The organism is Shouchella patagoniensis (genome assembly GCF_002019705.1).
Taxonomy (GTDB): Bacteria; Bacillota; Bacilli; order Bacillales; family Bacillaceae_D; genus Shouchella; species Shouchella patagoniensis.
In genome coordinates this window covers 1,802,050-1,823,912 of record NZ_KV917377.1, presented here as the reverse complement: position 1 = coordinate 1,823,912, position 21,863 = coordinate 1,802,050, and the positions used below count along the sequence as shown (strand labels likewise).

Below are 21,863 nucleotides of genomic sequence, written 5' to 3'. Positions count from 1 at the left end.
GGGGATGTCCCCTCTTCATATAAAGGTTGAATGATTGATGTTAAAGCAACTATTGGCATTAGGAAAGTTAATTCTTACTGGTATTTTCTCTTTCATCTTCTTTTTTTTCTTGCTTTTTGTTATTCAAGGTGATTGGCAAGAGGGAAGAGGACCCGAAATTTTTGGTTGGACTTCCTTTACCATTTTATCAAATAGCATGGAACCAACTTTTAGTGCGGGGGACGTTGTCATTATGCAACCGAAGAAAGTGATTCAGGAAGAAGACATTGTGACATTCATGACACCGTCACGTAAATTATACACCCATAGAATTGTAGATTCTTATAAGGAAAACGACACACTGTTTTATACGACTAAGGGCGACAATAACAATATTGTTGACGAAGACGCAATTGTCTCTGAACAAATTGTTGGCACCCATGTATTAACTATACCTAAATTAGGTTTTATTTCTGACTATGTAAGGCAACCAGTTGGTTATGGACTGCTTATTATTGCACCAATTACGATGTATCTTTTGTTATCTGGTTATGAACTTATTCTTAAAAAACGCAGGGAGGCGTCTTAGTATGAAAATGAAATCAATGAAAGTTGCAATGGTAGGTACAGCATTTGCGGGTGCACTTGCACTCACAATTGGGTCAAGCGGGTCGTTCGCTTGGTTCTCTGATTTAACATCGGCAAATGGAGAGATTACTAGTGGTACATTGGAAGTTAACAACGGGAATGATATTGACGGGAAAATTGTTGAAGCATCCTCCTTTGCCCCATCCCAATTAATTTTTGGTGACTGGCTAACGGTCGAGAATACAGGCTCATTAGATGCTCACCTACAAGCAACTTATGCCCACTCTGTTAATTTAGAAGTACCAATTGATTCTTATAAAGTTGGTTACATTGCAATTAAATATACGATTGAACCTGGTAGAGATATTTATGAAGACGCACAATATAAATTAGACCAGTTATTTAATGGCGTGACAAATGAAATTCAAGCTTTTTCTGCTTCTCCGTCAATAGAACAAAACGGTGTAGAAGTGATGACAGCATTAATAGATGAAAAAACATACGCTGAAAATGCAAATGAATTTGTTCTTGGTGACGGCGCACTTCCAGGTAAAGATAATGAATTTTGGCAATTAGATGAAGGCCAATACATTGACTTGAATTTCGGTGTTAAATTAGACGAGAACGCTGGCAATGAGTACCAAGGAGCAATATATGAAGCCACACTCGACGTGTTGGCAAAACAAACTGATAACGGTGCTGAATACGAATAAAGAACCACTACCCTGGATTTTTAATGGCCAGGGTAGTGGTTTTTTAAATATGAGATGCTTTCTTCAAGGGTGAGGCCAAGTTCTTGCAATCCATTCAAAATGACTGCCACATACGGTTGTGCTGGTGGGAAACGTTGCGACAGATCTAAATCTTCTGGTGAAGTGAATGTGGCAACTGGGATGTTATCTATTTCGCCAATAGACAAGAGGCGTCCATACCACCCATCAACTATATCTAAGAAGCCTTTTTTATAAAAAGAATGATAATCAATGTGTAGAGTGGAAAGTCCATTTTCTTGGGCGACGATATCGGTAAACTGTTCGGTTGTAATTAAGTAAGCTTTTGAGTAAGTTGTTACATGAACATTAGACTCATTTTCAATAAAAGCAACACCTCCCCTGCCCCATTTGCTTTTATCTTTAGCAAAATAGAGGCGATGAGAAAGTGTAAACATCTTGGATTTTAAAGGATCACTTGTATTTCTTGCACCTTTTTCGAACAATTGTGAACCAAGGGGTTTGCCTCCTTTTATATAGCATAAAAAACGTTCTTCCATTAAATTAGAACCGTAACTGGCGTACCATATATGGCTCATCTTATCGAATTAACTGTACTGGCCATTTTTCTACAGTGTAAGCCATTTCCCAAAATGCATATTCGAGTTGACAACTTTTAATAAAGTGGTCTTTCATTCGTTCTTTCTCTTGTTCTGAAGCGAGAAGAGCTAGTTCGTCCAGACGAGCACAAAATTGGTCGGTTACACGCATTTCGCCACCAGATCGGTAAAAAGTAATCCAATCATAAAACCGATGTGCTTTGTCCGGTTTAATTTTGTCATAGAGGTAATCACCAATAACTTGATAGGTCCACGGGCATGGCAATAATACTGCAAGGATTTCAGCGAGTGTACCTTTATTTGCGACATCAATCATATGACGTGTGTAATGGTGGGCAGTAGGGGCTAGAGGTTCATATTGGAGCTCTTCATAACGGACGTTTGCGACTTGACAGAAATTATTGTGAGGATGAACTTCGCTATGTAGAACAAACGAAATTTGCTCAGAAAACATCGCAATATCTTCGCGGTTTGTACTACGGCTAATAGCAATGCCGTAAATTTGCATGAACGTATTCAAATACTCAAAGTCTTGTTTTACATAATGGATAAGTGATTCTGCGGGAAGGTGCCCTTTGCCAATTCCTTCAACAAAAGGGTGTGATAAAATGGCCTCGAAAATGGGGTTTGCTGCTTGACGTAATTCTTTACTAAAACTCATCGTTATCCTCCTTTATTCCACTAGTGTAATGAACCTAGGGCAAGAAGAGGTGGCTGAGGTATAACATAAAAAATCAGCTACTCCACTTTCCTACGCTGGTATAAGCCAGATCAGGTTCAAAGGGTCAAAGCTGGGCTTTTCTCAGTCAAAAGACTCCCCTAGTGGTTATGATACAAGTGAAACATATTCATATAATTCTTGCAACTATATGGCGTTTAAACAATACTAAATGGGAATATATTCATTTGTAACCACTAAAAAAGAAAATCATTATTAAATCGTAAATCATTACGGAGAGTAATGGTCCAAGCTGAGTGACTAGTCGCTCAGCTTGGATTTATTAATGGAATAATAAAAAAGGATTTACAAGATGTTTTCAACGGTGATATGATGCTCTTTATATAAAAAGACAGATAAATAAGACATCATTGGAGTGGAGAGCAACATGAAGGATTACATGATTAGTCGAATGTATAAAGCATCGGCAGGTATTGCAAATGCGGTTTTGGTTACGTTAGGAATCGGTTTGTTATTTGAATCTTTTGGTAATATATTAGGGTTTGGAGCACTGGTAACAATTGGCGAAGTTACAAAAGTTCTTTTAGCTCCCGCTATAGGTGCAGGCATTGCATACCAATTAGGGGGGAATACACTAGTCATTTATTCTGCCATGGCAGCAAGCACAGTAGGAGGGGCAGCGATACAGGTTGTAGATGGGTTGTATACGATTGCTCCAGGACAACCTGTTAGTGCAGTCATTGCAGCAGTTGCTGCAACTTACGTTGGTAAGCGGGTAGCTGGTAAAACAAAATTAGATATGATGGCGATTCCTTTTTCAGCAGTTTTTGTAGGGGGGCTAGTAGGCGTTTTAATGGCTGCTATTACAACTCCAATGCTTGAATGGATGAGTGGGCAACTAGCTCTTTCTGTCCAAGGGTCTCCTATAATAGCGCCGATGGTGATCGCTTTAGTCTGGAGTGTCCTTTTAATGACACCAGCTTCATCTGCAGCTCTCGCAATTGCATTGCAAATGGACCCAATTTCTAGTGCAGCGGCTTTAATTGGATGTACGGCTCAATTTGTTGGTTTTACATTGATGTCTTGGAAACAGAATGATGCAGGAGCTTTAATCGCTCAGGGTCTTGTTACACCCAAAGTACAATTTCCAAATTTAATTAAGAACCCAAGGCTATGTATTCCACCTTTTATCGCTGCTCTTGTATGCGCACCTTTAGGAACATTATGGTTTAATTTTCAAGTATCATACGAATTAGCGGGTCTTGGACTCAATTCATTAATTGCACCTATAACGATCTTTTCAACACAAGGAGCAACGGGGTTACTTATCTTTATTGGTGTTGGAGTTATTCTACCCGGTATCATTTCACTTCTTTTATTCCAGCTTTTAAAGAGAGCAAGCTGGACGAAAACAGGGGATTTGCATATAGAAGTACAATAAAAAAGCAGCCATATGGCTGCTTTTTTATTGTACTTTATTTTCTGCGCGTTTTTCGATTTCGGGTTTCTCTTCTTCGGAAGGTGCTGGCTTTTTAGATAAGAACCAACCGCCAAGAACGATTAATACAAGGACACTATAGAAGAATAATTTCCACATTGTAGAGTGAGGGAAGTCATGTGGAATGATTCCGATTGATTCATGAGCAAGTACTTGAACCGAAAGTTTAATCCCAACCCAGCCAACAATAATGAAAGCAGCAGTTTCAAGCCCAGGTCTTTTCTGAAGTAGAATAACAAATTTCGAAGCTGCAAACCTCATGATCAATAGACCAATGAACCCACCTAAGAAAACCACGACAAACTGCCCAACGTCCATACTGCCTACTGTTCCGATCCCTGTAGGTGTTAGTGCGGTTGCTAGCGCAACCGCAGCTAAGATTGAATCTACGGCAAAAGCAATATCCGCAATTTCTACTTTTAAAACAGTTGTCCAAAAGCCACTCCCCTTCTTTACTTTGGTTATGCCAGCAGAAGCTTCTTGTTTTGAAACAACATGTTTTCGATACAAGTGATTTAAGGCAATAAATAAGAGATATAAAGCTCCAAGTGCTTGAACTTGCCAAATGTCGACTAAAAAAGATATGACAAAAAGGGATAGGAGTCTAAAAACAAATGCTCCAGCTAACCCATAAAATAATGCTTTTTTACGTTCTTTTTCTGGTAGATGTTTAACCATGATTGCTAAAACTAGAGCATTATCAGCGGCGAGAATTCCTTCTAAAGCGATTAAGACAAGCAATACCCAACTGTACTCCATTAATAAAGATGCATCCATATCTTCACTCGCCTCTCTTATATTTCACTCCTAACGTTTAACCAAAGAGAGGAAAAAAACACATAAAAAAGACCTCTGCCTTGGTTGAAACGAGGCAAAGGTCTTGCTAGACATTAATATGTATCATGCCAAACAAAGCCGGTGGACAGAATCCACGTAATGACGACTTTGGTTCAAGTATATAAAACTTGCAGCTACTCCCCTTTGAAGGAATGCTATTAAATTATTTTTAGTATACGCAGTGGAAAGGAAATCGTCAAGTATTTCTTGAAAAGAAAGAATATGAAGCATGAAGCAGACAACCTTTGGGTACATATTTAATATTAAACAAAGGGTGTGGTAAAAAATGAAATATGAACACAAAATAATAGAAGCGAATGGACATAGCTTTCATATGGTTTGTGCAGGACCAAAAAATGGTAAGCTTGTATTGATGTTACACGGTTTTCCGGAGTTTTGGTTTGGCTTTCGGCATCAAATTAATGAGCTTGCGGATGCTGGTTATTATGTAGTGGTACCTGACCAACGCGGCTATAATCAGTCCGATAAGCCTCAAGATATAGAGTCATATACACTTTGGACACTCAGGGATGATTGTGAAGCGTTTATAGACGCTTTAGGTAGAGAGAAGGCTATATTGATTGGTCATGATTGGGGTGGAGCTGTAGCCTGGCATTTAGCGGCAACAAGACCGGAGAGAATAGAAAAATTAATTGCGATAAATATTCCTCACCCTGCAGATATGCCTCGTGTAATGATACGGAAGCCTAGCCAGTTAATCAGAAGTGCTTATATGCTTCTTTTTCAATTACCAGTTATTCCTGAAAAATTAATGGCAAGTGGACGGTTTCACTATATGGCAAAAGGGTTGGCAATGACCGGGAAGAATCATGCTTTTATGGAGTATGACTTAGCGAAGTATCAAGAAGCTTGGAAGAAACCTGGTGCATTAACAGGGATGTTGAATTGGTATCGTGCTTTAAGATTCCAAGTTCAAGCGGGCTTTAAGCAAATTGATTTACCAATAAACGTACCAACGCATATTATTTGGGGGATAAATGACCCTTTTTTATCTAAACGCTTAGCAAAAGAGAGTGCAAAACGTTGTAACGAAGTGGACGTATCCTTTATTGACGGGGCTACACATTGGGTGCATCATGAAGAACCTGAAATCCTAAATTATTTATTGTTACAATCATTAAAAAAACGTGAGCGGAAGATTCAGAATAAGTAAAGTGTGTCTGATCTCTCAACCATTGCGTTAGCTAGAATAGAGTGGTACGATACGATTAATCAAATTTAGGAGGCTTCGGATGATGATTGATTTCTGGGCAGTCGTAGGTTACTAATTAAATATCACGAAACTTCGAACCGTGTAAATGGGAGAAGTCTGTCTAGAAACAATGAAAGGCGAACTTCTAACTCATATGATCCTCGTTTGCGCACAGGCGAAGGCGTGTGTATTTTGTTATGTAGAAAAAGGATAAGTCATAACAAATGGAGGACTTAAATGTACAATCAAGAAAAAAGAGATATCCAAGAAACAATTATTGTTGGTGTTGAATTACAACAAGATAGAGATTTTGTTTACTCAATGGAGGAACTTGTTCAATTAACTGAAGCTCTTGATTTAAGAACAGTTGCTCAGGTATCACAAAAATTGCAGACACCAAATCATGCTACGTACATTGGTACTGGAAAAGTAGAAGAGCTACGTGCAATGTGTGAAGAGTTAGATGTAACACTTGTTATATTTAATGATGAGCTTTCGCCTTCACAAATCAGGAATCTTGAAAAAAAGCTTGAGGTCACGGTATATGATCGCACAATGCTTATTCTCGATATATTTGGGGAACGTGCCAAAACAAAAGAAGCTCAACTTCAAGTTGAAATTGCACGGTTAAATTATCTATTACCAAGGTTAGTAGGTATGAGAGCATCATTAAGCAGACAAGGCGGAAGTGGCGCTGGTCTTGCAAACCGTGGAGCTGGTGAAACAAAATTAGAGCTAGATCGTCGAAAAATAGAAAGCCGTATAAATGGGTTAGAAAAAGAATTAGAAGAAGTGGTTGCTCGCAGAGATGTCCAACGGCAGCAACGTAAAAAGAAAGGTATGCCGGTTGTAGCTTTAGTAGGCTATACAAATGCAGGCAAGTCTTCATTATTAAATGCCATGTTAAATAATGAGGATTTAGAGCATAAACGAGTGTTCGAGCTGGATATGCTATTTGCAACACTTGATACTTCAGTCCGACGTGTAGAATGGAAGAAAAATCTACCTTTTCTAATGGCTGATACAGTTGGCTTTGTTTCCAAGTTACCAACACATTTAATAAAGGCATTTCGTTCAACGTTGGAAGAAGCACGTGAAGCAGATGTATTGCTTCATGTTGTTGATTATTCAAACGAACATTATGAAGAAATGATCCAAACGACAAATGAAACATTGAAGTCAATGGATATTGAACGTCCACTCATTTATGTGTATAACAAGATCGACCTAACACTTGATCCCAGTACTGGAATTCAAGGAAATGAAGTATTTGTTTCTGCAAAAAACAAGCAAGGTTTAGATGAGTTAGTAAATATGATAGGGGAAATTGTGTTTTCTGATTGGAGCACATATGATTTCCTTATCCCTTATAACGAAGGGAAAACAGTTGCTTATTTAAATGAAAATGCCCATGTGACGTCGCAGGTGGAAAAAGATGATGGTTGGCACATACAAGCAATTGTACGCAAGAGAGAGATGAGTGATCTTAAAGCATATCAAATATAAGATATGACAGAATTTAGTGCATAAAAAACTGCATCTGATCGTTAGGAGTGAATAAACGATCGGATTGCAGTTTTTTTGTTTATCTATTAATGTATCTGTTTTAAATCTTCTCGAGCTCGTTCAATTGTAACGGAGTCATACCATTGACTATAAGTGAGTATATGTCTAGAAAGCCGAGGGTTTATTGATCTATTTTGACTGGTTCTCTTCATTATAGTTCGTTGGGGAGTTTGCATGTTCTATCCCTCCTTTTTTGTATCAGTTTATACAGGATGTAATCGTTTTAATCAGAAACGCCGTGTATAATAAGAAATAAAGTGAAGTGAACGCATACAAACTATAAAAGGAATAGTTGTTTGTGAGTTATTTTAGTTGAATACGGAAAGAGGGTTGATTATGGGGTTGTATATAGCAATTGACATTGGTGGTACGGCTATTAAACACGCAGTCATGGATTCCGATAGCAAGATCATTATAAGTGGATCAGAACTCACACCTAAAAGCGGGACGAGAGAAATATATAAAACAATTGATTTCGTTTGCAAAACATACATGGATGATTTTTCTATTGAAGGTCTTGCGCTTAGTGTACCTGGAGCGCTGGAGCCAGCATCTGGTTGGATGTATACAAGTGGTGCCGTTAAAGATTTTCAAGAAGTCCATCTAAAAGAAGCGTTTGCGTATTTAAACATACCAATTGAAATGGAGAATGACGCGAATTGCGTTGCTCTTGCAGAGAGATGGAAAGGGAACGCTCAAGGCATTGATAACTTTAGTTGCTTTATTATCGGAACTGGGATCGGAGGGGCGGTTTTTATAAATGGTCAACTTTACCGAGGTGTAAAAGGCATGGCTGGTGAATATGGTTTAATGAAACGTTATTTCACGACTGACCAAACCGATAAGAATGTTAATTTCGGAGAATTTTCGGCCATGGGACCATTAATGCGTAGAGTTAATTCGGATCGAACAGAACCTATCGATGGTCAGACTCTTTTCAAACTGTATAAAGCTGGAGACACGAAGATAAAAAATACGGTAAGCACTTTTCTTGATTCGGTTGCTGTTAGTTGCGCGAATATTATTGCTTGTTATGCGCCTCAACGAATATTGGTAGGTGGTGGAGTTTCGGAGGAAGAAATCTTTTTAGCGGAAGTGCAAAAAAGAGTTAGGAACCTTGACCCGTTGCTTGCAGATTTGTCGGAAATTAAACGATGTCACTTCCAAAATCAAGCAGGAATGGTAGGCGCCTTATATCATTTTCTAATAACTAGAAATATTATAAAAGCAAACTAGCACATAGATTAAGGAAAATTGATGTTTTGTTGGAAAAGTTAACTATTAATTTACAACATTTTCCCAATATAGAATTAAGTTTCCCAATACCAAAAGAATGAATTATTTGTTAATTTGAAATTACCAGCTGCGCAGGTTGGAACATTTTGAGGAGGGGAAACGAATTGAATAAGAAAATGGGGAAGGTTGTCGCTAGTACCGCATTACTAATCTCACTAGCTTTTAGTTCATCAATTGCACAGGCAGCAGAGGAAGCGAAAGAGAAATATTTAATTGGTTTCACAGAGCAGGAAGCGGTATCTACTTTTGTAGAACAAATTGAAGAAGAAGAGGTTAGTATTTCAGAAGTCGATGACGTTGAAATTGATCTTTTATATGAATTTGAAACGATTCCAGTTTTATCAGTAGAATTAAATCCTGAAGATGTGGCTTCTTTGGAATCAGACCCAGCAATTTCTTATATTGAAGAAGATGCTGAAGTGACTACAATGGCTCAATCAGTTCCTTGGGGGATAAGCCGTGTTCAAGCTCAATCTGCTCATAATCGAGGTATAACAGGATCAGGAGTGAAGGTGGCGGTTCTTGATACAGGTATTTCAACACATGAAGATTTAAATGTACGGGGAGGGGCAAGCTTCGTAGCAGGTGAACCTGGTTATCAAGATGGGAATGGACACGGGACACATGTAGCAGGAACGATAGCCGCTCTAAATAATTCAATAGGCGTACTTGGTGTTGCACCGAATGCAGAATTATATGCAGTTAAAGTACTTGGAGCTAGTGGTTCTGGATCAATTAGTGGAATTGCACAAGGGTTGCAATGGGCTGGCAATAATGGAATGCATATAGCTAATATGAGCCTTGGTACTTCTGCACCGAGCGCAACTCTTGAACAAGCTGTTAACGCGGCGACATCTCGTGGTGTACTTGTTATCGCAGCCTCTGGTAATTCTGGTGCTGGCTCAGTTGGTTATCCTGCACGTTACGCGAATGCGATGGCAGTAGGTGCAACTGATCAAAATAACAACCGTGCAAGCTTCTCTCAATATGGTGCAGGTCTTGATATTGTCGCTCCTGGCGTAGGTGTTCAAAGCACATATCCAGGGAACCGTTATGCGAGTTTGAATGGTACTTCAATGGCAACTCCTCACGTAGCTGGTGTTGCAGCACTTGTTAAACAGAAAAACCCTTCATGGTCTAATGTACAAGTTAGAAATCACTTGAAAAATACTGCAACTAATCTTGGCAATACGAATCTTTATGGTAGCGGACTAGTAAACGCAGAAGCAGCAACACGTTAATACGAAAATAATCCCGGTCAGAGTTTACCATGACTGGGATTTTTGATTATAAACTTGTAGCATTTCGTTCAAAATACCTCAGAGATAATTTTTTGAGGTGTTTTTGTTAGTGTCTATGAGGGAGAGTAGTACAATTCCTATTTGTAAAATTACACAATGGAGAATTCTCTGCGATGACCACCCGTCACATACTTGCTTAAATACTCGGTAGCTTTTTCGTATTTACCATTCTTTTGATACCATTGCGCTAGTTCTAAAGCGTATGGAATCAGTTCTTCTTTATTGTCTTGTTTATCAAGGTGAGGAAGCAGCTCGTGTTCAAGGAAGTCATACATAGCATCATTTGATTCAAGGCGAAATGCATAGTATTTCGCCTGTAACTTCATTCGCTCAAACCCTCTAACCGAACTAATATCAATAATTTCTTTTAATCTGATACCGATGTGCTCTTTTTTAGTTTCTAAATGGAATAACACTTCAACATCCGCAAGCAAACTAAATACATAATTTTTACTACCAACTTCATAGTACGATATACACTCTGTAAAGCATTGGTGGCTTTGTTCATATTCGCCCATTTTTTTTAATAGAATACCGTGGTTGTACTTTGCTTGATAATACAGTACGTCATGGCCAAAAAGCCTCGTATTACGCAAAAGCATCTTGTAAAGACGTAGAGATTCTTCGACCATATTCATTTGAGTATAATTAATTCCAAGTAACATATGCGTATGGAACGCTCGGATGTAATTATCCTCTTGTTTAAAAATATGCAGTGCTTCTTTGGCGTAAATAATTGCTTTTTCTGGTTCATTCATTTGTGTATAGCATTGTGCTAAAACAAATGCCACTTCGCGGACAAATAAGTATTTTGAAGAGTAGTCTTCATTTTGCAAGTCCAATAAGATTTCCTTTGCTTCTTTTAGCTCGCCTTTGTTGACAAGCAATATACCTTGAAACAAACGGAAAGACAAAGCTTCAACTGCACTTAAGTTGCTACTGTTTTTGGCCAGAATAAGGTGTTCTTCAAAAGCAAGGTTTATCGATCCATTCATCAAATGGTAACGCATCATATACAAATGATACGTATTGATAAAATCGGTCCTAGGAATAATATGCTCTTTCTCAAGCAAGCGTTTTTGTATTCTTTTTGCTTCTTTTACGTCAACGAATTGTATTGCTTCAATAAAAGATTCTAAGGCTTGCTTAATTTCTGAATGCTGGGCATATTCATCTTCTATATTAATACCAAGTCTTTCTAAGAGCAGTGAAGCTGTCGCATGGTTGGCATTGTAAATCGTATTTTCGATCTTGCTCAAATGTGGAATGGAACAAATACCGTCAGCGAGTTCCGCCTGCGTCATATTATGCTTAATTCGGTAATATTTAATTGTTCTACCTAACTCCACTTTTCATCAACCCACTTTGTATAGTATCGTGAATACTCTTTCAATCCACTATATTATATTATTCGTCAAAAAGATTTAAATTCCTTCAATTAAAAGAAAGAAAACAAAAATGAATATTAAGAAAAATAAAACAAGTAGTAATCAGAGTGAGCGAAAACGACCCACTTCTAATCACTATTTCGAGCTGCTTGTTTTAATTCTCTAATTGAATAACCAAAAGTCATTTGCAAATGAGGATAATCGACAAAGCGGCTCCAATCACCGCCCCATGTAAATCCGAGTTCTTTTGCGATATCAGCTACTTCAAACCAATCAGGTTCACCGTTTTTATTCCCGTCATAATGAATATCCCAAATAGGTTCACCATTTTCATTAAGCAAAGCGTAGTCTACTGCAAGTCCGTAATTGTGGTAGGATTGACCGCCTTCTGCATTAGTAACAACTTGCTCACTATTTTGTCGACCTTGTTTGTATAGCTTATCTTGCTCTTCTATCGATCTATATCCATCAGTAATTATAATTTCAATGCCTTCTTCGGAAGAATATTTAATTAATTGCTCGGTTTTTTCTTCCACAATAGGGTGTAAACCTTCGTTGTTTATAATCTCATCTATTTCAACATGATAATTAAATTTTGCATCAGTGCTTGAATTAGTAAATACATCTTCAAAGGACAATCCATTTCTTTCGGAAAAATAATGAACTCCCAAGAAAATGAGCAAACAGAGAAGAAGAAACAAGGATAATTTTAGTAAGTGCCGCACCGTAACCTCCTCAGGTATAAAACATTGTTACTTGTAACGATAGGAAAAAATGCTCTTCATTTCAATATTAATTGTTGTTCATGATCATTTCAAATGGAAAATTTTAAAGAAGCGATAAAGATTTGCGAAGTTAGATAAGCCGGGTTATACTCATATTTGCAAATGAAAATCTTTATCATTAAGGGGATAAGAACGTGAATCAAATGAATAAATGGTCACTAGTCATATTCGGCATAAGTGTTTTGAGTCTGACTGCTTGCGGTGGAAATGAAGATGCTAAAGAAAGTCCAACCGGTAAGGAACATGAAGAAATAATTGAATATGAAGCATTAAATGGAGTTAAACAAATTCCAGCTAACCCGGAACGTGTTGTACTTTTGTCAGATGTTTATTTCGGCTACTTGCAAGAACTGGATGTTAACGTTATTGCAACAACTGATTATGTATTTCAAAGTCCATTTTTAAATGAGTATACGGACGGTGTTGAAAATTTAGGAGATGGATCTGCTGTTTCAGTAGAAGAAGTGTTAGCATTAGATCCTGATTTAATTATTGCATACCATAGTTCAGAGATTCTTGAACAACTAGAAGATATCGCTACGACAGTAGCTGTGGATTATGCAACACTTGGCTATAAAGATCAGCTAACAGAATTTGGAGAAATGTTTGGGCGACAAGATCAAGCGGCGGAATGGATCGGAAATTGGGAAAATCAAATAAATGATTTAAAGCCAGATGTGCAAACTGCAGTTGGTGATCGTACAATCTCTATTTTGCAACCAACAGAAAGCGATGTTTATTTATACGGAAATGGATGGGGGCGTGGTGGAGAGATCATGTACGAGGAATTAGAGCTAGCAATGCCTTCAGAAGTTGAGGAAAAAGTAGGAAGTGATGGCTACAATCAATTACAATTAGAAACAGTCCCTCAATTTGCTGGCGACTATATTCTTACGGCTCCTTGGACACCAAATTTGGATGGCGAATTTTTGTATGGAAGTTCAATCTGGGAAGGTCTTGATGCAGTAGAAAATGGTAGGGTATTTGAAATGGACCCAATCGGCTACTATTTTAATGATCCAATCTCTTTGGAGCAACATTTAGAAGAAATAACGTCATTTTTATTAGAAAATAAATGAATGAATTGAGGCTAGCGAGCAGGGATCGCTAGCTTTTTCTCTAATGTTTATATAAAAGATGTTTTTGGAAGGAGATAAACGAATGATCGTTTCTGCGGAGTGGCTGTACAGTTGTAATAAAGAAGTGGTGATATTAGATGCCCGACATGATTTAATGGATGAGGATAAAGGCAGAAGGAGTTATGAGAAGGAACATATACCAGGTGCCCTCTTTATTGATATGGCAAGTGAAATGTCTGATCGTTCGTTGAACCATGGAGGGCGCTATCCAATGCCTTCGATTACACGTATTGCGAACATATTTAGTAGCAAAGGAATAAACGAGAATACGGAGGTTGTCATTTATGACGGCAATAGCGGTGGTATGGCAGCTGCTCGAGCTTGGTGGATGCTATCTTACATCGGGAACAACCATGCTGCCATTCTTGACGGAGGATTTGAAGATTGGAAAAATAAAGGTTATCCGACTACTAATGAAATACCAGAACAAACAACCGTGCATTTTCAACCAAGTGTCAATCATTCTTTCATCGTAAAAGCAGAGGATGTCTATGAGCGAATAGAGGAAGCTATTCTAATTGATGCTCGTTCGGCTGACCGTTTTTTGGGGGAAAATGAACTGCTTGATGCACAAGCTGGCCATATTCCAGGTGCACTTAACTATTTTTGGAAAGGTGTATTAACCGAAACAGGAAAATGGAAAACTGAAGCTGAACTTCAGCATCACTTTAAAGATGTATCTAAAGAGAAAGAACTGATTGTATATTGTGGTTCTGGAATCTCTGCTTGTCCCAATGTAATGGCACTTCTAAAAGCTGGGTATACGAATGTAAAGCTATACCCTGGTAGTTGGAGCGATTGGATTACACATGATCATTATCCTGTTGCAAAAGGAAAATAAGAAATAGGCGTTTTGTTCCTTACAAAACGCTATTCTTTTGGACTTCTGATAAGGGCGTTCCCTTTATCAGGCGCTTGCTTATATGGAACACGTAGAGTCGGTGGCCCACACGAATAACAATCATTTATCGGAAAAACTGGCTCAATCTCTTTTAATAGCCCAATAACTAAGGAATATAGTCTTTGAGAGATACTTACTACAATAGGTATCTGATTATTCTAGATATACTAGGAAGAAGAAAAATAGGAGGCGATACTAATGATAGTTGGGATTCCAAAAGAGATAAAAAGGTACGAAAATCGAGTCGCTATTACGCCTGCGGGAGTTGTAGTGCTTACAGAAAGCGGGCACCAGGTTTTGGTTGAAAAAGAAGCTGGGAGCGGAAGCGGCTTTACGAACGAAGAGTATAAATTAGCAGGAGCTTTAATCATTGAAAACGTAGAGGACGTTTGGGCAAAGTCAGATATGGTAATGAAAGTAAAAGAACCGCTTGCATCAGAGTACGTGTTTTTCAGAGAAGGATTAATATTATTTACTTATCTACACTTAGCAGCAGAATCAGAATTAACAGCTGCGCTTCTTGAGAAAGGTGTAACTGCGATTGCTTATGAAACTGTTGAACAGAACAAAACTTTGCCACTTCTTACGCCGATGAGTGAGGTGGCGGGCAGGATGGCAACGCAAATAGGAGCACAATTTTTAGAAAAAACACATGGAGGTAAAGGAATACTTCTTTCTGGCGTGCCTGGTGTTAACCGAGCAAAAGTAGCAATTGTTGGTGGCGGTGTAGTCGGAACAAATGCGACTAAAATGGCAATTGGATTAGGCGCAGACGTGACTTTACTAGATGTGAGTGCGCAGCGGTTACGTCAACTTGATGATCAATTCGGGAATGATATTCAAACAATGATGTCGAACCCATTAAACATTGCAGTTGCCGTTGCGGAAGCTGATCTCGTAATAGGGGCTGTGTTAATTCCCGGATCGAGAGCACCGAGACTTGTGACTGAAGACATGGTTAAGAGCATGGGACAAGGCAGTGTGGTAGTAGATGTAGCAGTCGATCAAGGAGGAATTATTGAAACCGCCGACCGAGTGACCACGCATGATGAGCCCACGTATACAAAATATGGAGTGATTCATTACGCTGTAGCCAATATGCCTGGAGCTGTTCCGAGAACATCAACGATAGCGCTAACAAATGTTACAATTCCTTATGGATTGCAGATAGCTAATAAAGGTGTAAAAACGGCTTTAACTGAAAACATAGCTCTTGCAAAAGGTCTAAACACAGCAGGTGGATACGTCACATATGAAGCGATTGCTCGTGATTTAAAACTCTCATATCGGCATTTGGAGGATGCCCTATCAGCGCTGTAACAAACAAAAGACCTTGCCATCACAATGGCAAGGTCTTTTGTGTTTAAATGGGTTCTTGAATAAATGCAACACATACAGGATAAGGAACATCAATCGATGATTTTTGAAGCGTTAACTTTCCAGAGTCAGAGTCTCGGGAATAGACAGTTAGATTGCTTGTTTCTTGATTAGAAGCTAGCATTACACGTTCAGATGGATCGAGGTGGAAGTCTCTGGGCCATGACCCTTCTGTATTAATTATTTCGACAAGAGCTAACTCACCAGAAATTTGGTTGATTTGAAAAGAGGCAATCGAGTCATGACCACGGTTCCCAACGTAAATGTGTTTGCCGTCCTTCGTTATATGAATCGCGCTACCTTGACTTAAGTCTTCATATCCATCTGGAAGAGTAGAAATGATTTGTAGCTCTGTTAATTCACCTAATTCTTCGTTGAATTGACACACAATCACTTCATTTGACAACTCTGTCATAATGTAGGCATATGGTTCCGTTGGGTGAAAGGCAATGTGTCTTGGACCTGACCCAGGGGTGGCTTTGAATGTGAAATGATGTATTAATTTCCCTTGTTCTAAGCGATATAAGATGACCTCATCTGTCCCTAAGTCAACGGCAACGGCGAACTTCTCATTTGGAGTAAAGCCAGCAAAGTGCGCGTGGGCTTTTTCTTGTCGATCTTTATTCGGGCCGCTGCCATGGTGTTCAGCTGTTGAGGTGACGCCTGAAATAGAACCGTCTTCATGTAATGAAAAGGCAGTAATGACACCGCTATGATAGTTGGCAGATAATGCTTGCTTTTGAGCGGTATCAACATTGATGTGGCAAGGTCCACCATCAACTGTAGTTTCTTTGCTTTTAAAAGTGAGTCCACCACTTTTGGCGTCAATAGAGAATGCGCTAATTCCCCCTGCATCTGCTTCTTTCATGACTGAATAAAGAAATTGACCATCCTTACTAATAGTCAGATATGTAGGATCTCTTAATTCAGCAGCTAATTTGATATCACTTACTTCATGTGACTCTGAATCCAGTACAAAGGAATAAATACCCTTGCTGTCTCCTTTTGTATAAGTGCCAATAAATCCTCGAAATTTAGCCAAAAAATACACTCCCTTTCTTACTATGTATGTCTAGTATACCTGAAAAATAAAATCATGCACTTATCTTTCTTCGCTGTTTGCGATGTCCAATTAATCGTGAAGAAGTGAAGATAATTAGACCAATCCAAATAAAGAAGAACGCAAAAAATTGTGCTTTAGTAAATGGTTCATGAAAAACAAAAATTCCAAGAATGAGCATGCATGTCGGTGCAATGTATTGTAAGAAACCAATTAATGAAAAGGAGATTCTTCTAGCACCAAATGAGAAAAGAATGAGAGGAATGGCTGTTACTATCCCCGCCCCAAATAACAACATCATTGTAATTAAGTCAAAGTGAAAAAAGGAGTAAGTTGATATGAAACTTAAATAAATTAAAGCGAATGGCATAACTAGAAGTGTTTCAATAAGTAGACCTCCGGTTGCTGATAATGGAACAGATCGTTTTATAAATCCATATAGACAGAAGGATAACGCCATACCGAATGAGGCCCAGGGAATATACCCACTTAAAAAGATTAAGATACTTACGCCGATTACTGCTGATGTCACGGCTATTTGTTCTGATTTGGTAAGTTTCTCTTTTAAGAAAAATGTCGCCAATACGACATTTAATAGAGGATTAATATAATAACCTAGGCTAGCATCAAGTACTTTGTCACCACTTACCGCAAAGATGAAAATGAACCAATTTAAACTTATTAAGATTGCCGCCAAGGCAACTTTAAAGAAAACTTGCGCATTCGTAAAGACCCACTTCATCTCATGGCGATAATGCGTTTTTTCTCGTGATAGGGCGATAATTAAAAGAATAAATACGAACGCAAAGGCGATTCTGTACATCAATATATCAAACGTAGATATACTTGAAAGCAACGCCCAATAAAGTGGTAGGAGCCCCCAAATTAAGTATGAGCTAAAAGCGGCAGCGATTCCGCTTGTGTTAGACTGCTCTAGTTGCATAGTGGTCTCACCATTCCTTTTTTCTTCTAGTGTACCTTAATTACTTATTATTTCGTAGTACGAAATTAGAGTCCTAGTCACGTAGTTCATGGAATATCGTAATACATTTAGCAGGTATAAGCATATAGTGTACAAGGAGTTTTAAGGCAAGTATGTAAGTGAAAATGACAGTATTCCGCAAAAAGATTATATATATTGCAGGATATTTAAGTCTATATTGCGAATACGAACTCATTAAACGAATTTACAAAAAAGTAAAAAAGAAAAAAGAAGGTGTGCTATGAAACTATATACATCTATTGATATGGAAGGGATATCAGGGTTAGTCGATCATCAATTTGTTACTCCAGGTGAACGTTTTTATGCTAGAGGACAGCAATTAATGACTGATGAAGTTAATTATGTAGCAGAATCTGCTATCGAATTTGGTTGTAAGGAGTTTATCGTTAATGATGCTCATGGGAAGATGAATAACTTACTTATTGAAAAAGTACATGGTGATATTAAACTAGTCTCCGGGGAAGTAAAGCCGTATTCAATGATGCAAGGAATTGACCATTCGTTTGATGGGGCATTTTTTCTCGGCTACCATGCAAGAGCATCAACGCCAGGAGTGATGAGTCATACGATGATTTTTGGTGTAAGGTCGATGTGGCTTGATGAACATGAGATCGGAGAAATGGGTTTTAATGCTTATTTAGCAGGTTACTATGATGTGCCACTCTTATTAGTAGCCGGAGATGATTCGACTTGTAGAGAAGCAGAAGCACTTGTACCAGGAGTCACGACTGCATGTGTCAAAGTGGCCCAATCTCGCTCATCCGCGATATGTCTGACTCCTACTAATAGCAAGGTTCTCTTGCAAGAGAAAACACAAGATGCCCTAAGTAAAATAGCAAAAGTGAAACCGCTTCGGACAAGTGAAAAACCAATATTACATATTGAGTTCGCCAATTATGGACAAGCCGAATGGGCTGCATTAATGCCTGGGGCAGAGATTGAAAAAGGGACAATAGTGAAATTTACTGCCCGAGATGTGAAGGAGGCTTATCAAGCGATGCTTGTTATGACAGAACTCGCGATGCAAACAACGTTCTGCTAGAAAGAGGCGAGAGAAAATGCTGAAATATGTAAGCAAACGATTTTTAGCGATGCTTGTCACATTATGGATAATCATTACTGCAACTTTTACACTAATGCATGCGGTACCTGGTTCTCCCCTTAATAGTGAACGAACAACAAACGAGACCATTCGAGCAAATTTAGAGGCGTATTTCGGGTTAGATCAGCCACTGTTAATTCAGTATTTTGAATACTTGAAATCTCTGCTACAAGCTGATTTTGGTCCATCTATTGCACAGCAGGGTGTTTCTGTAAATGACTTAATTTCTCGGGGGTTTCCAGTATCTCTTGAACTTGGGCTTTATGCTCTTGGTATTGCTCTCGTTACTGGAATAACACTTGGTGTACTCTCCGCTCTAAGACGAAATGGATTCATAGACTATACATTAATGACCCTTGCAGTACTCGGGTTATCAGTCCCAAATTTTATTTTGGCTGCGCTTCTCATTAATACGTTTAAAGATTATTTGCCCGTGGCATTATGGCAGAGTTGGGAGCATATGATTTTACCCGTGTTTGCATTGGCAACTTCCCCAATGGCAATCATAGCGAGACTTACACGCTCGACTATGGTAGATGTACTGACTCAAGATTATATTCGGACAGCCCAAGCGAAAGGGTTATCTCCGTTTACCGTTGTTGTAAAGCATGCACTTCGTAATGGTTTAATGCCCGTTGTCACAATTATGGGTACGTTAGTAGCTGGGGTGCTCACGGGTAGTTTTGTAATCGAAAAGATTTTTGCTATTCCGGGGATAGGGCGTTATTTTGTTGAAGGTATAAACAATAGAGATTATCCAGTGATTATGGGAACTACAATATTCTATAGTGCGATTCTCCTTATTATGCTGTTTATTGTTGATGTTATCTATGGGTTCCTCGATCCGCGAATCAGATTGCATAAGAAGGAGGGGGAGTAGGTGGCATTACTCAATTCAAATGGAAAGCCTGTAGAAGATGAATTGTTTAAAAAAGCATCTATCCGAGGTGAAGCAGAGAAAGTTTCCAGACCTTCGCTTTCTTATTGGCAGTCTGCATGGATGCGGCTTAGACAAAATAAATTAGCGATGCTAGGGTTATTTACAATGATTTCTTTAACTATTATGGCGATAATTGGACCTTGGATTTCTCCACACAGTGTCACATTAGGAAACTTAGAAAAAGTTAATTTACCTCCTTCTACAGACCATTGGTTTGGTACCGATGAACTTGGACGAGACATGTTCTCAAGAACGTGGTATGGAGCCAGAATCTCACTTTTTGTTGGTTTTGCTGCAGCTTTGATTGATTGTTTAATTGGAATTATATATGGGGGCGTATCTGGTTATAAGGGTGGACGCACAGACTCCGTAATGATGCGTATTGTAGAAGTGCTATATGGATTGCCATACTTATTAATCGTCATTTTGCTGATGGTTATTATGGGACCAGGTTTAGTGACAATTATAGTTGCATTAACTGTAACAGGTTGGGTAGAGATGGCGCGAATTGTAAGGGGACAAGTGCTATCTTTAAAACAGAACGAATATGTTCTAGCTTCAAGAGTATTTGGAGGAAGTACATCGCATATTATTAGGAAAAGCTTGCTTCCAAATACAATGGGACCAATTATTATCCAGATGACATTAACTGTTCCATCAGCTATTTTTGCGGAAGCATTTTTAAGTTTTCTTGGCCTAGGCATTTCAGCACCTTTTGCATCTTGGGGATCACTTGCTAATAATGGGCTGTCATCAATTTTGACCGGTCACTGGTGGCGTTTGTTCTTTCCAGCTTTCTTTATTTCACTAACGATGTTTGCATTTAATGTGTTTGGTGACGGACTGCAAGATGCGCTTGATCCAAAAACGAGGGGGCGTTAAAATGGCAATTTTAGAAATAAAAAATTTACATGTTAATTTCAAAACGTACGGAGGCGAAATTAAAGCAGTACGCGGAGTGAATTTAGAATTAAATAAAGGAGAAACATTGGCAATTGTCGGAGAGAGTGGTTGTGGAAAAAGCGTTACCGCTCAGAGTATCATGAGGTTATTGCCAAAAATGTCGGCGGTCATTAAAGAAGGTGAGATTCGTTTCAAAGGAACTAATTTAACAAAACTATCTGCTAAAAAAATGCGCAAGATTCAAGGAAACGGTATATCAATGATCTTCCAAGACCCTATGACATCCTTAAATCCAACTTTAAGTATTGGGACGCAATTAACAGAAGGGATTCGGAAACATACCTCAATATCAGTTTTAGCTGCAAATCAAAAAGCATTAGAGATGCTTGAAATTGTCGGAATAGCAAATGGAAAGGAACGTTTAAAACAATACCCACATGAGTTTAGCGGCGGTATGCGGCAGCGCTTAATGATTGCTATGGCCCTTATTTGTGAACCAGATATTTTAATTGCTGATGAACCAACGACAGCATTAGATGTCACGATTCAAGCGCAAATTTTGGCGCTCTTTAAAGAAATTCAAATCCGGACGGGAGTCGCAATTATATTAATTACGCATGATTTAGGTGTAGTTGCTCAGTTAGCAGACCGAGTACATGTTATGTATGCTGGGAAAATAGTTGAAACAAGTAGTAGAAGGGATCTATTTTATCAGGCATCTCATCCGTACACGAAAGGTCTTCTGCAATCAATTCCTCGTTTAGACGATATTCGAGGTGAGTTGCTACCAATAGGAGGTACACCACCTGATTTATTTGATCCACCGGCAGGTTGCCCATTTGCACCACGTTGTGAGTTTGCGATGGACGTTTGCCGTAACCATATGCCATCAGAAACAGTTGTTTCGAACAATCACACGGTTGCTTGTTGGCTTTTAGATTCAAGAGCAAAAAACGTATTTAAAGAATTAGCATAAAA

General features: G+C 38.7%; 21 protein-coding genes and 2 riboswitches. Of the genes, 14 read left to right on the top strand and 7 right to left on the bottom strand.

Annotation, left to right across the window (positions count from 1 at the left end; all coding sequences use genetic code 11):
• The first annotated feature begins 37 nt into the window (after positions 1-37).
• Both BK584_RS09840 and BK584_RS09835 read left to right on the top strand, forming a co-directional pair.
• On the top strand, positions 38-568 hold the full coding sequence (locus BK584_RS09840; RefSeq protein ID WP_078392436.1) for a signal peptidase I: 531 nt from the start codon (positions 38-40) through the stop codon (positions 566-568).
• Position 569: 1 nt separating this feature from the next.
• Positions 570-1,280 carry a TasA family protein gene (locus BK584_RS09835; protein WP_169871175.1) on the top strand — a complete coding sequence of 237 codons (711 nt, stop codon included), beginning with the start codon at positions 570-572 and terminating at the stop codon, positions 1,278-1,280.
• Positions 1,281-1,300: 20 nt separating this feature from the next.
• Here the strand turns inward: BK584_RS09835 and BK584_RS09830 are convergent, their stop codons facing one another.
• Positions 1,301-1,837, bottom strand: a complete 537-nt coding sequence (locus tag BK584_RS09830) for a hypothetical protein (RefSeq protein ID WP_139365643.1) — start codon at positions 1,835-1,837, stop codon at positions 1,301-1,303.
• Between the two features lie 40 nt (positions 1,838-1,877).
• On the bottom strand, positions 1,878-2,558 hold the full coding sequence (gene tenA / locus BK584_RS09825; protein ID WP_078392433.1) for a thiaminase II: 681 nt from the start codon (positions 2,556-2,558) through the stop codon (positions 1,878-1,880).
• 70 nt (positions 2,559-2,628) lie between these two features.
• Positions 2,629-2,728: riboswitch (TPP riboswitch) on the bottom strand.
• Between the two features lie 263 nt (positions 2,729-2,991).
• Here tenA and BK584_RS09820 point away from each other — a divergent pair.
• The gene (locus BK584_RS09820; protein ID WP_078392432.1) at positions 2,992-4,017 is read left to right on the top strand and encodes a PTS sugar transporter subunit IIC; all 1,026 of its coding nucleotides are present in this window, start codon (positions 2,992-2,994) and stop codon (positions 4,015-4,017) included.
• Between the two features lie 24 nt (positions 4,018-4,041).
• On the opposite strand, the gene BK584_RS09815 is transcribed toward BK584_RS09820, so the two are convergent.
• A complete protein-coding gene (locus BK584_RS09815) occupies positions 4,042-4,851 on the bottom strand; it encodes a TerC family protein (protein WP_078392431.1) in 810 nt (269 codons plus the stop codon).
• Positions 4,852-4,894: 43 nt separating this feature from the next.
• A riboswitch (yybP-ykoY riboswitch) is annotated at positions 4,895-5,066 on the bottom strand.
• 131 nt (positions 5,067-5,197) lie between these two features.
• Here BK584_RS09815 and BK584_RS09810 point away from each other — a divergent pair.
• The 4 genes from BK584_RS09810 (at position 5,198) to BK584_RS09795 (ending at position 10,227) form a co-directional block, all read left to right on the top strand.
• The gene (locus BK584_RS09810) at positions 5,198-6,085 is read left to right on the top strand and encodes an alpha/beta fold hydrolase (RefSeq protein ID WP_078392430.1); all 888 of its coding nucleotides are present in this window, start codon (positions 5,198-5,200) and stop codon (positions 6,083-6,085) included.
• A 276-nt stretch (positions 6,086-6,361) separates the two neighbouring features.
• The gene (gene hflX, locus BK584_RS09805) at positions 6,362-7,630 is read left to right on the top strand and encodes a GTPase HflX (protein ID WP_078392429.1); all 1,269 of its coding nucleotides are present in this window, start codon (positions 6,362-6,364) and stop codon (positions 7,628-7,630) included.
• Between the two features lie 396 nt (positions 7,631-8,026).
• Positions 8,027-8,926 (top strand): ROK family protein, encoded by a 900-nt coding sequence (locus tag BK584_RS09800; protein WP_078392428.1) that lies wholly within the window; start codon positions 8,027-8,029, stop codon positions 8,924-8,926.
• Positions 8,927-9,090: 164 nt separating this feature from the next.
• Positions 9,091-10,227: a S8 family peptidase gene (locus BK584_RS09795; RefSeq protein WP_078392427.1), complete on the top strand. Its 1,137-nt coding sequence runs from the start codon at positions 9,091-9,093 to the stop codon at positions 10,225-10,227.
• A 149-nt stretch (positions 10,228-10,376) separates the two neighbouring features.
• Here the strand turns inward: BK584_RS09795 and BK584_RS09790 are convergent, their stop codons facing one another.
• Together BK584_RS09790 and BK584_RS09785 are read right to left on the bottom strand one after the other, a co-directional pair.
• Complete coding sequence (locus tag BK584_RS09790) at positions 10,377-11,636, bottom strand: helix-turn-helix domain-containing protein (RefSeq protein WP_078392426.1); 1,260 nt, start codon at positions 11,634-11,636, stop codon at positions 10,377-10,379.
• A gap of 167 nt (positions 11,637-11,803) precedes the next feature.
• Positions 11,804-12,400 carry a M15 family metallopeptidase gene (locus BK584_RS09785; RefSeq protein WP_078392425.1) on the bottom strand — a complete coding sequence of 199 codons (597 nt, stop codon included), beginning with the start codon at positions 12,398-12,400 and terminating at the stop codon, positions 11,804-11,806.
• A 203-nt stretch (positions 12,401-12,603) separates the two neighbouring features.
• Here BK584_RS09785 and BK584_RS09780 point away from each other — a divergent pair, with 203 nt between their 5' ends.
• The 3 genes from BK584_RS09780 (at position 12,604) to ald (ending at position 15,820) form a co-directional block, all read left to right on the top strand.
• Positions 12,604-13,539: an ABC transporter substrate-binding protein gene (locus BK584_RS09780; protein ID WP_245808995.1), complete on the top strand. Its 936-nt coding sequence runs from the start codon at positions 12,604-12,606 to the stop codon at positions 13,537-13,539.
• An 82-nt stretch (positions 13,540-13,621) separates the two neighbouring features.
• A complete protein-coding gene (locus tag BK584_RS09775; RefSeq protein WP_169871173.1) occupies positions 13,622-14,440 on the top strand; it encodes a sulfurtransferase in 819 nt (272 codons plus the stop codon).
• A gap of 258 nt (positions 14,441-14,698) precedes the next feature.
• Positions 14,699-15,820 (top strand): alanine dehydrogenase, encoded by a 1,122-nt coding sequence (ald, locus tag BK584_RS09770; RefSeq protein ID WP_078392422.1) that lies wholly within the window; start codon positions 14,699-14,701, stop codon positions 15,818-15,820.
• Between the two features lie 43 nt (positions 15,821-15,863).
• Here ald and BK584_RS09765 read toward each other — a convergent pair whose 3' ends face one another.
• Positions 15,864-16,919: a lactonase family protein gene (locus BK584_RS09765; RefSeq protein WP_078392421.1), complete on the bottom strand. Its 1,056-nt coding sequence runs from the start codon at positions 16,917-16,919 to the stop codon at positions 15,864-15,866.
• Positions 16,920-16,971: 52 nt separating this feature from the next.
• Positions 16,972-17,880, bottom strand: a complete 909-nt coding sequence (gene rarD, locus BK584_RS09760; RefSeq protein WP_078392420.1) for an EamA family transporter RarD — start codon at positions 17,878-17,880, stop codon at positions 16,972-16,974.
• Between the two features lie 280 nt (positions 17,881-18,160).
• On the opposite strand from rarD, the gene dppA reads away from it, so the two are divergent.
• From dppA to BK584_RS09740, 4 genes are read left to right on the top strand one after another with little or no spacing between them, the layout of a single operon-like run.
• Positions 18,161-18,982, top strand: coding sequence for a D-aminopeptidase DppA (gene dppA, locus BK584_RS09755; RefSeq protein WP_078392419.1), 822 nt, complete (start codon positions 18,161-18,163; stop codon positions 18,980-18,982).
• Between the two features lie 16 nt (positions 18,983-18,998).
• A complete protein-coding gene (locus BK584_RS09750) occupies positions 18,999-19,922 on the top strand; it encodes an ABC transporter permease (protein ID WP_078392418.1) in 924 nt (307 codons plus the stop codon).
• A gap of 42 nt (positions 19,923-19,964) precedes the next feature.
• Positions 19,965-20,864 carry an ABC transporter permease gene (locus tag BK584_RS09745; protein ID WP_245808994.1) on the top strand — a complete coding sequence of 300 codons (900 nt, stop codon included), beginning with the start codon at positions 19,965-19,967 and terminating at the stop codon, positions 20,862-20,864.
• Between the two features lies 1 nt (position 20,865).
• A complete protein-coding gene (locus tag BK584_RS09740; protein ID WP_078392416.1) occupies positions 20,866-21,861 on the top strand; it encodes an ABC transporter ATP-binding protein in 996 nt (331 codons plus the stop codon).
• The last annotated feature ends 2 nt before the right edge of the window (positions 21,862-21,863 follow it).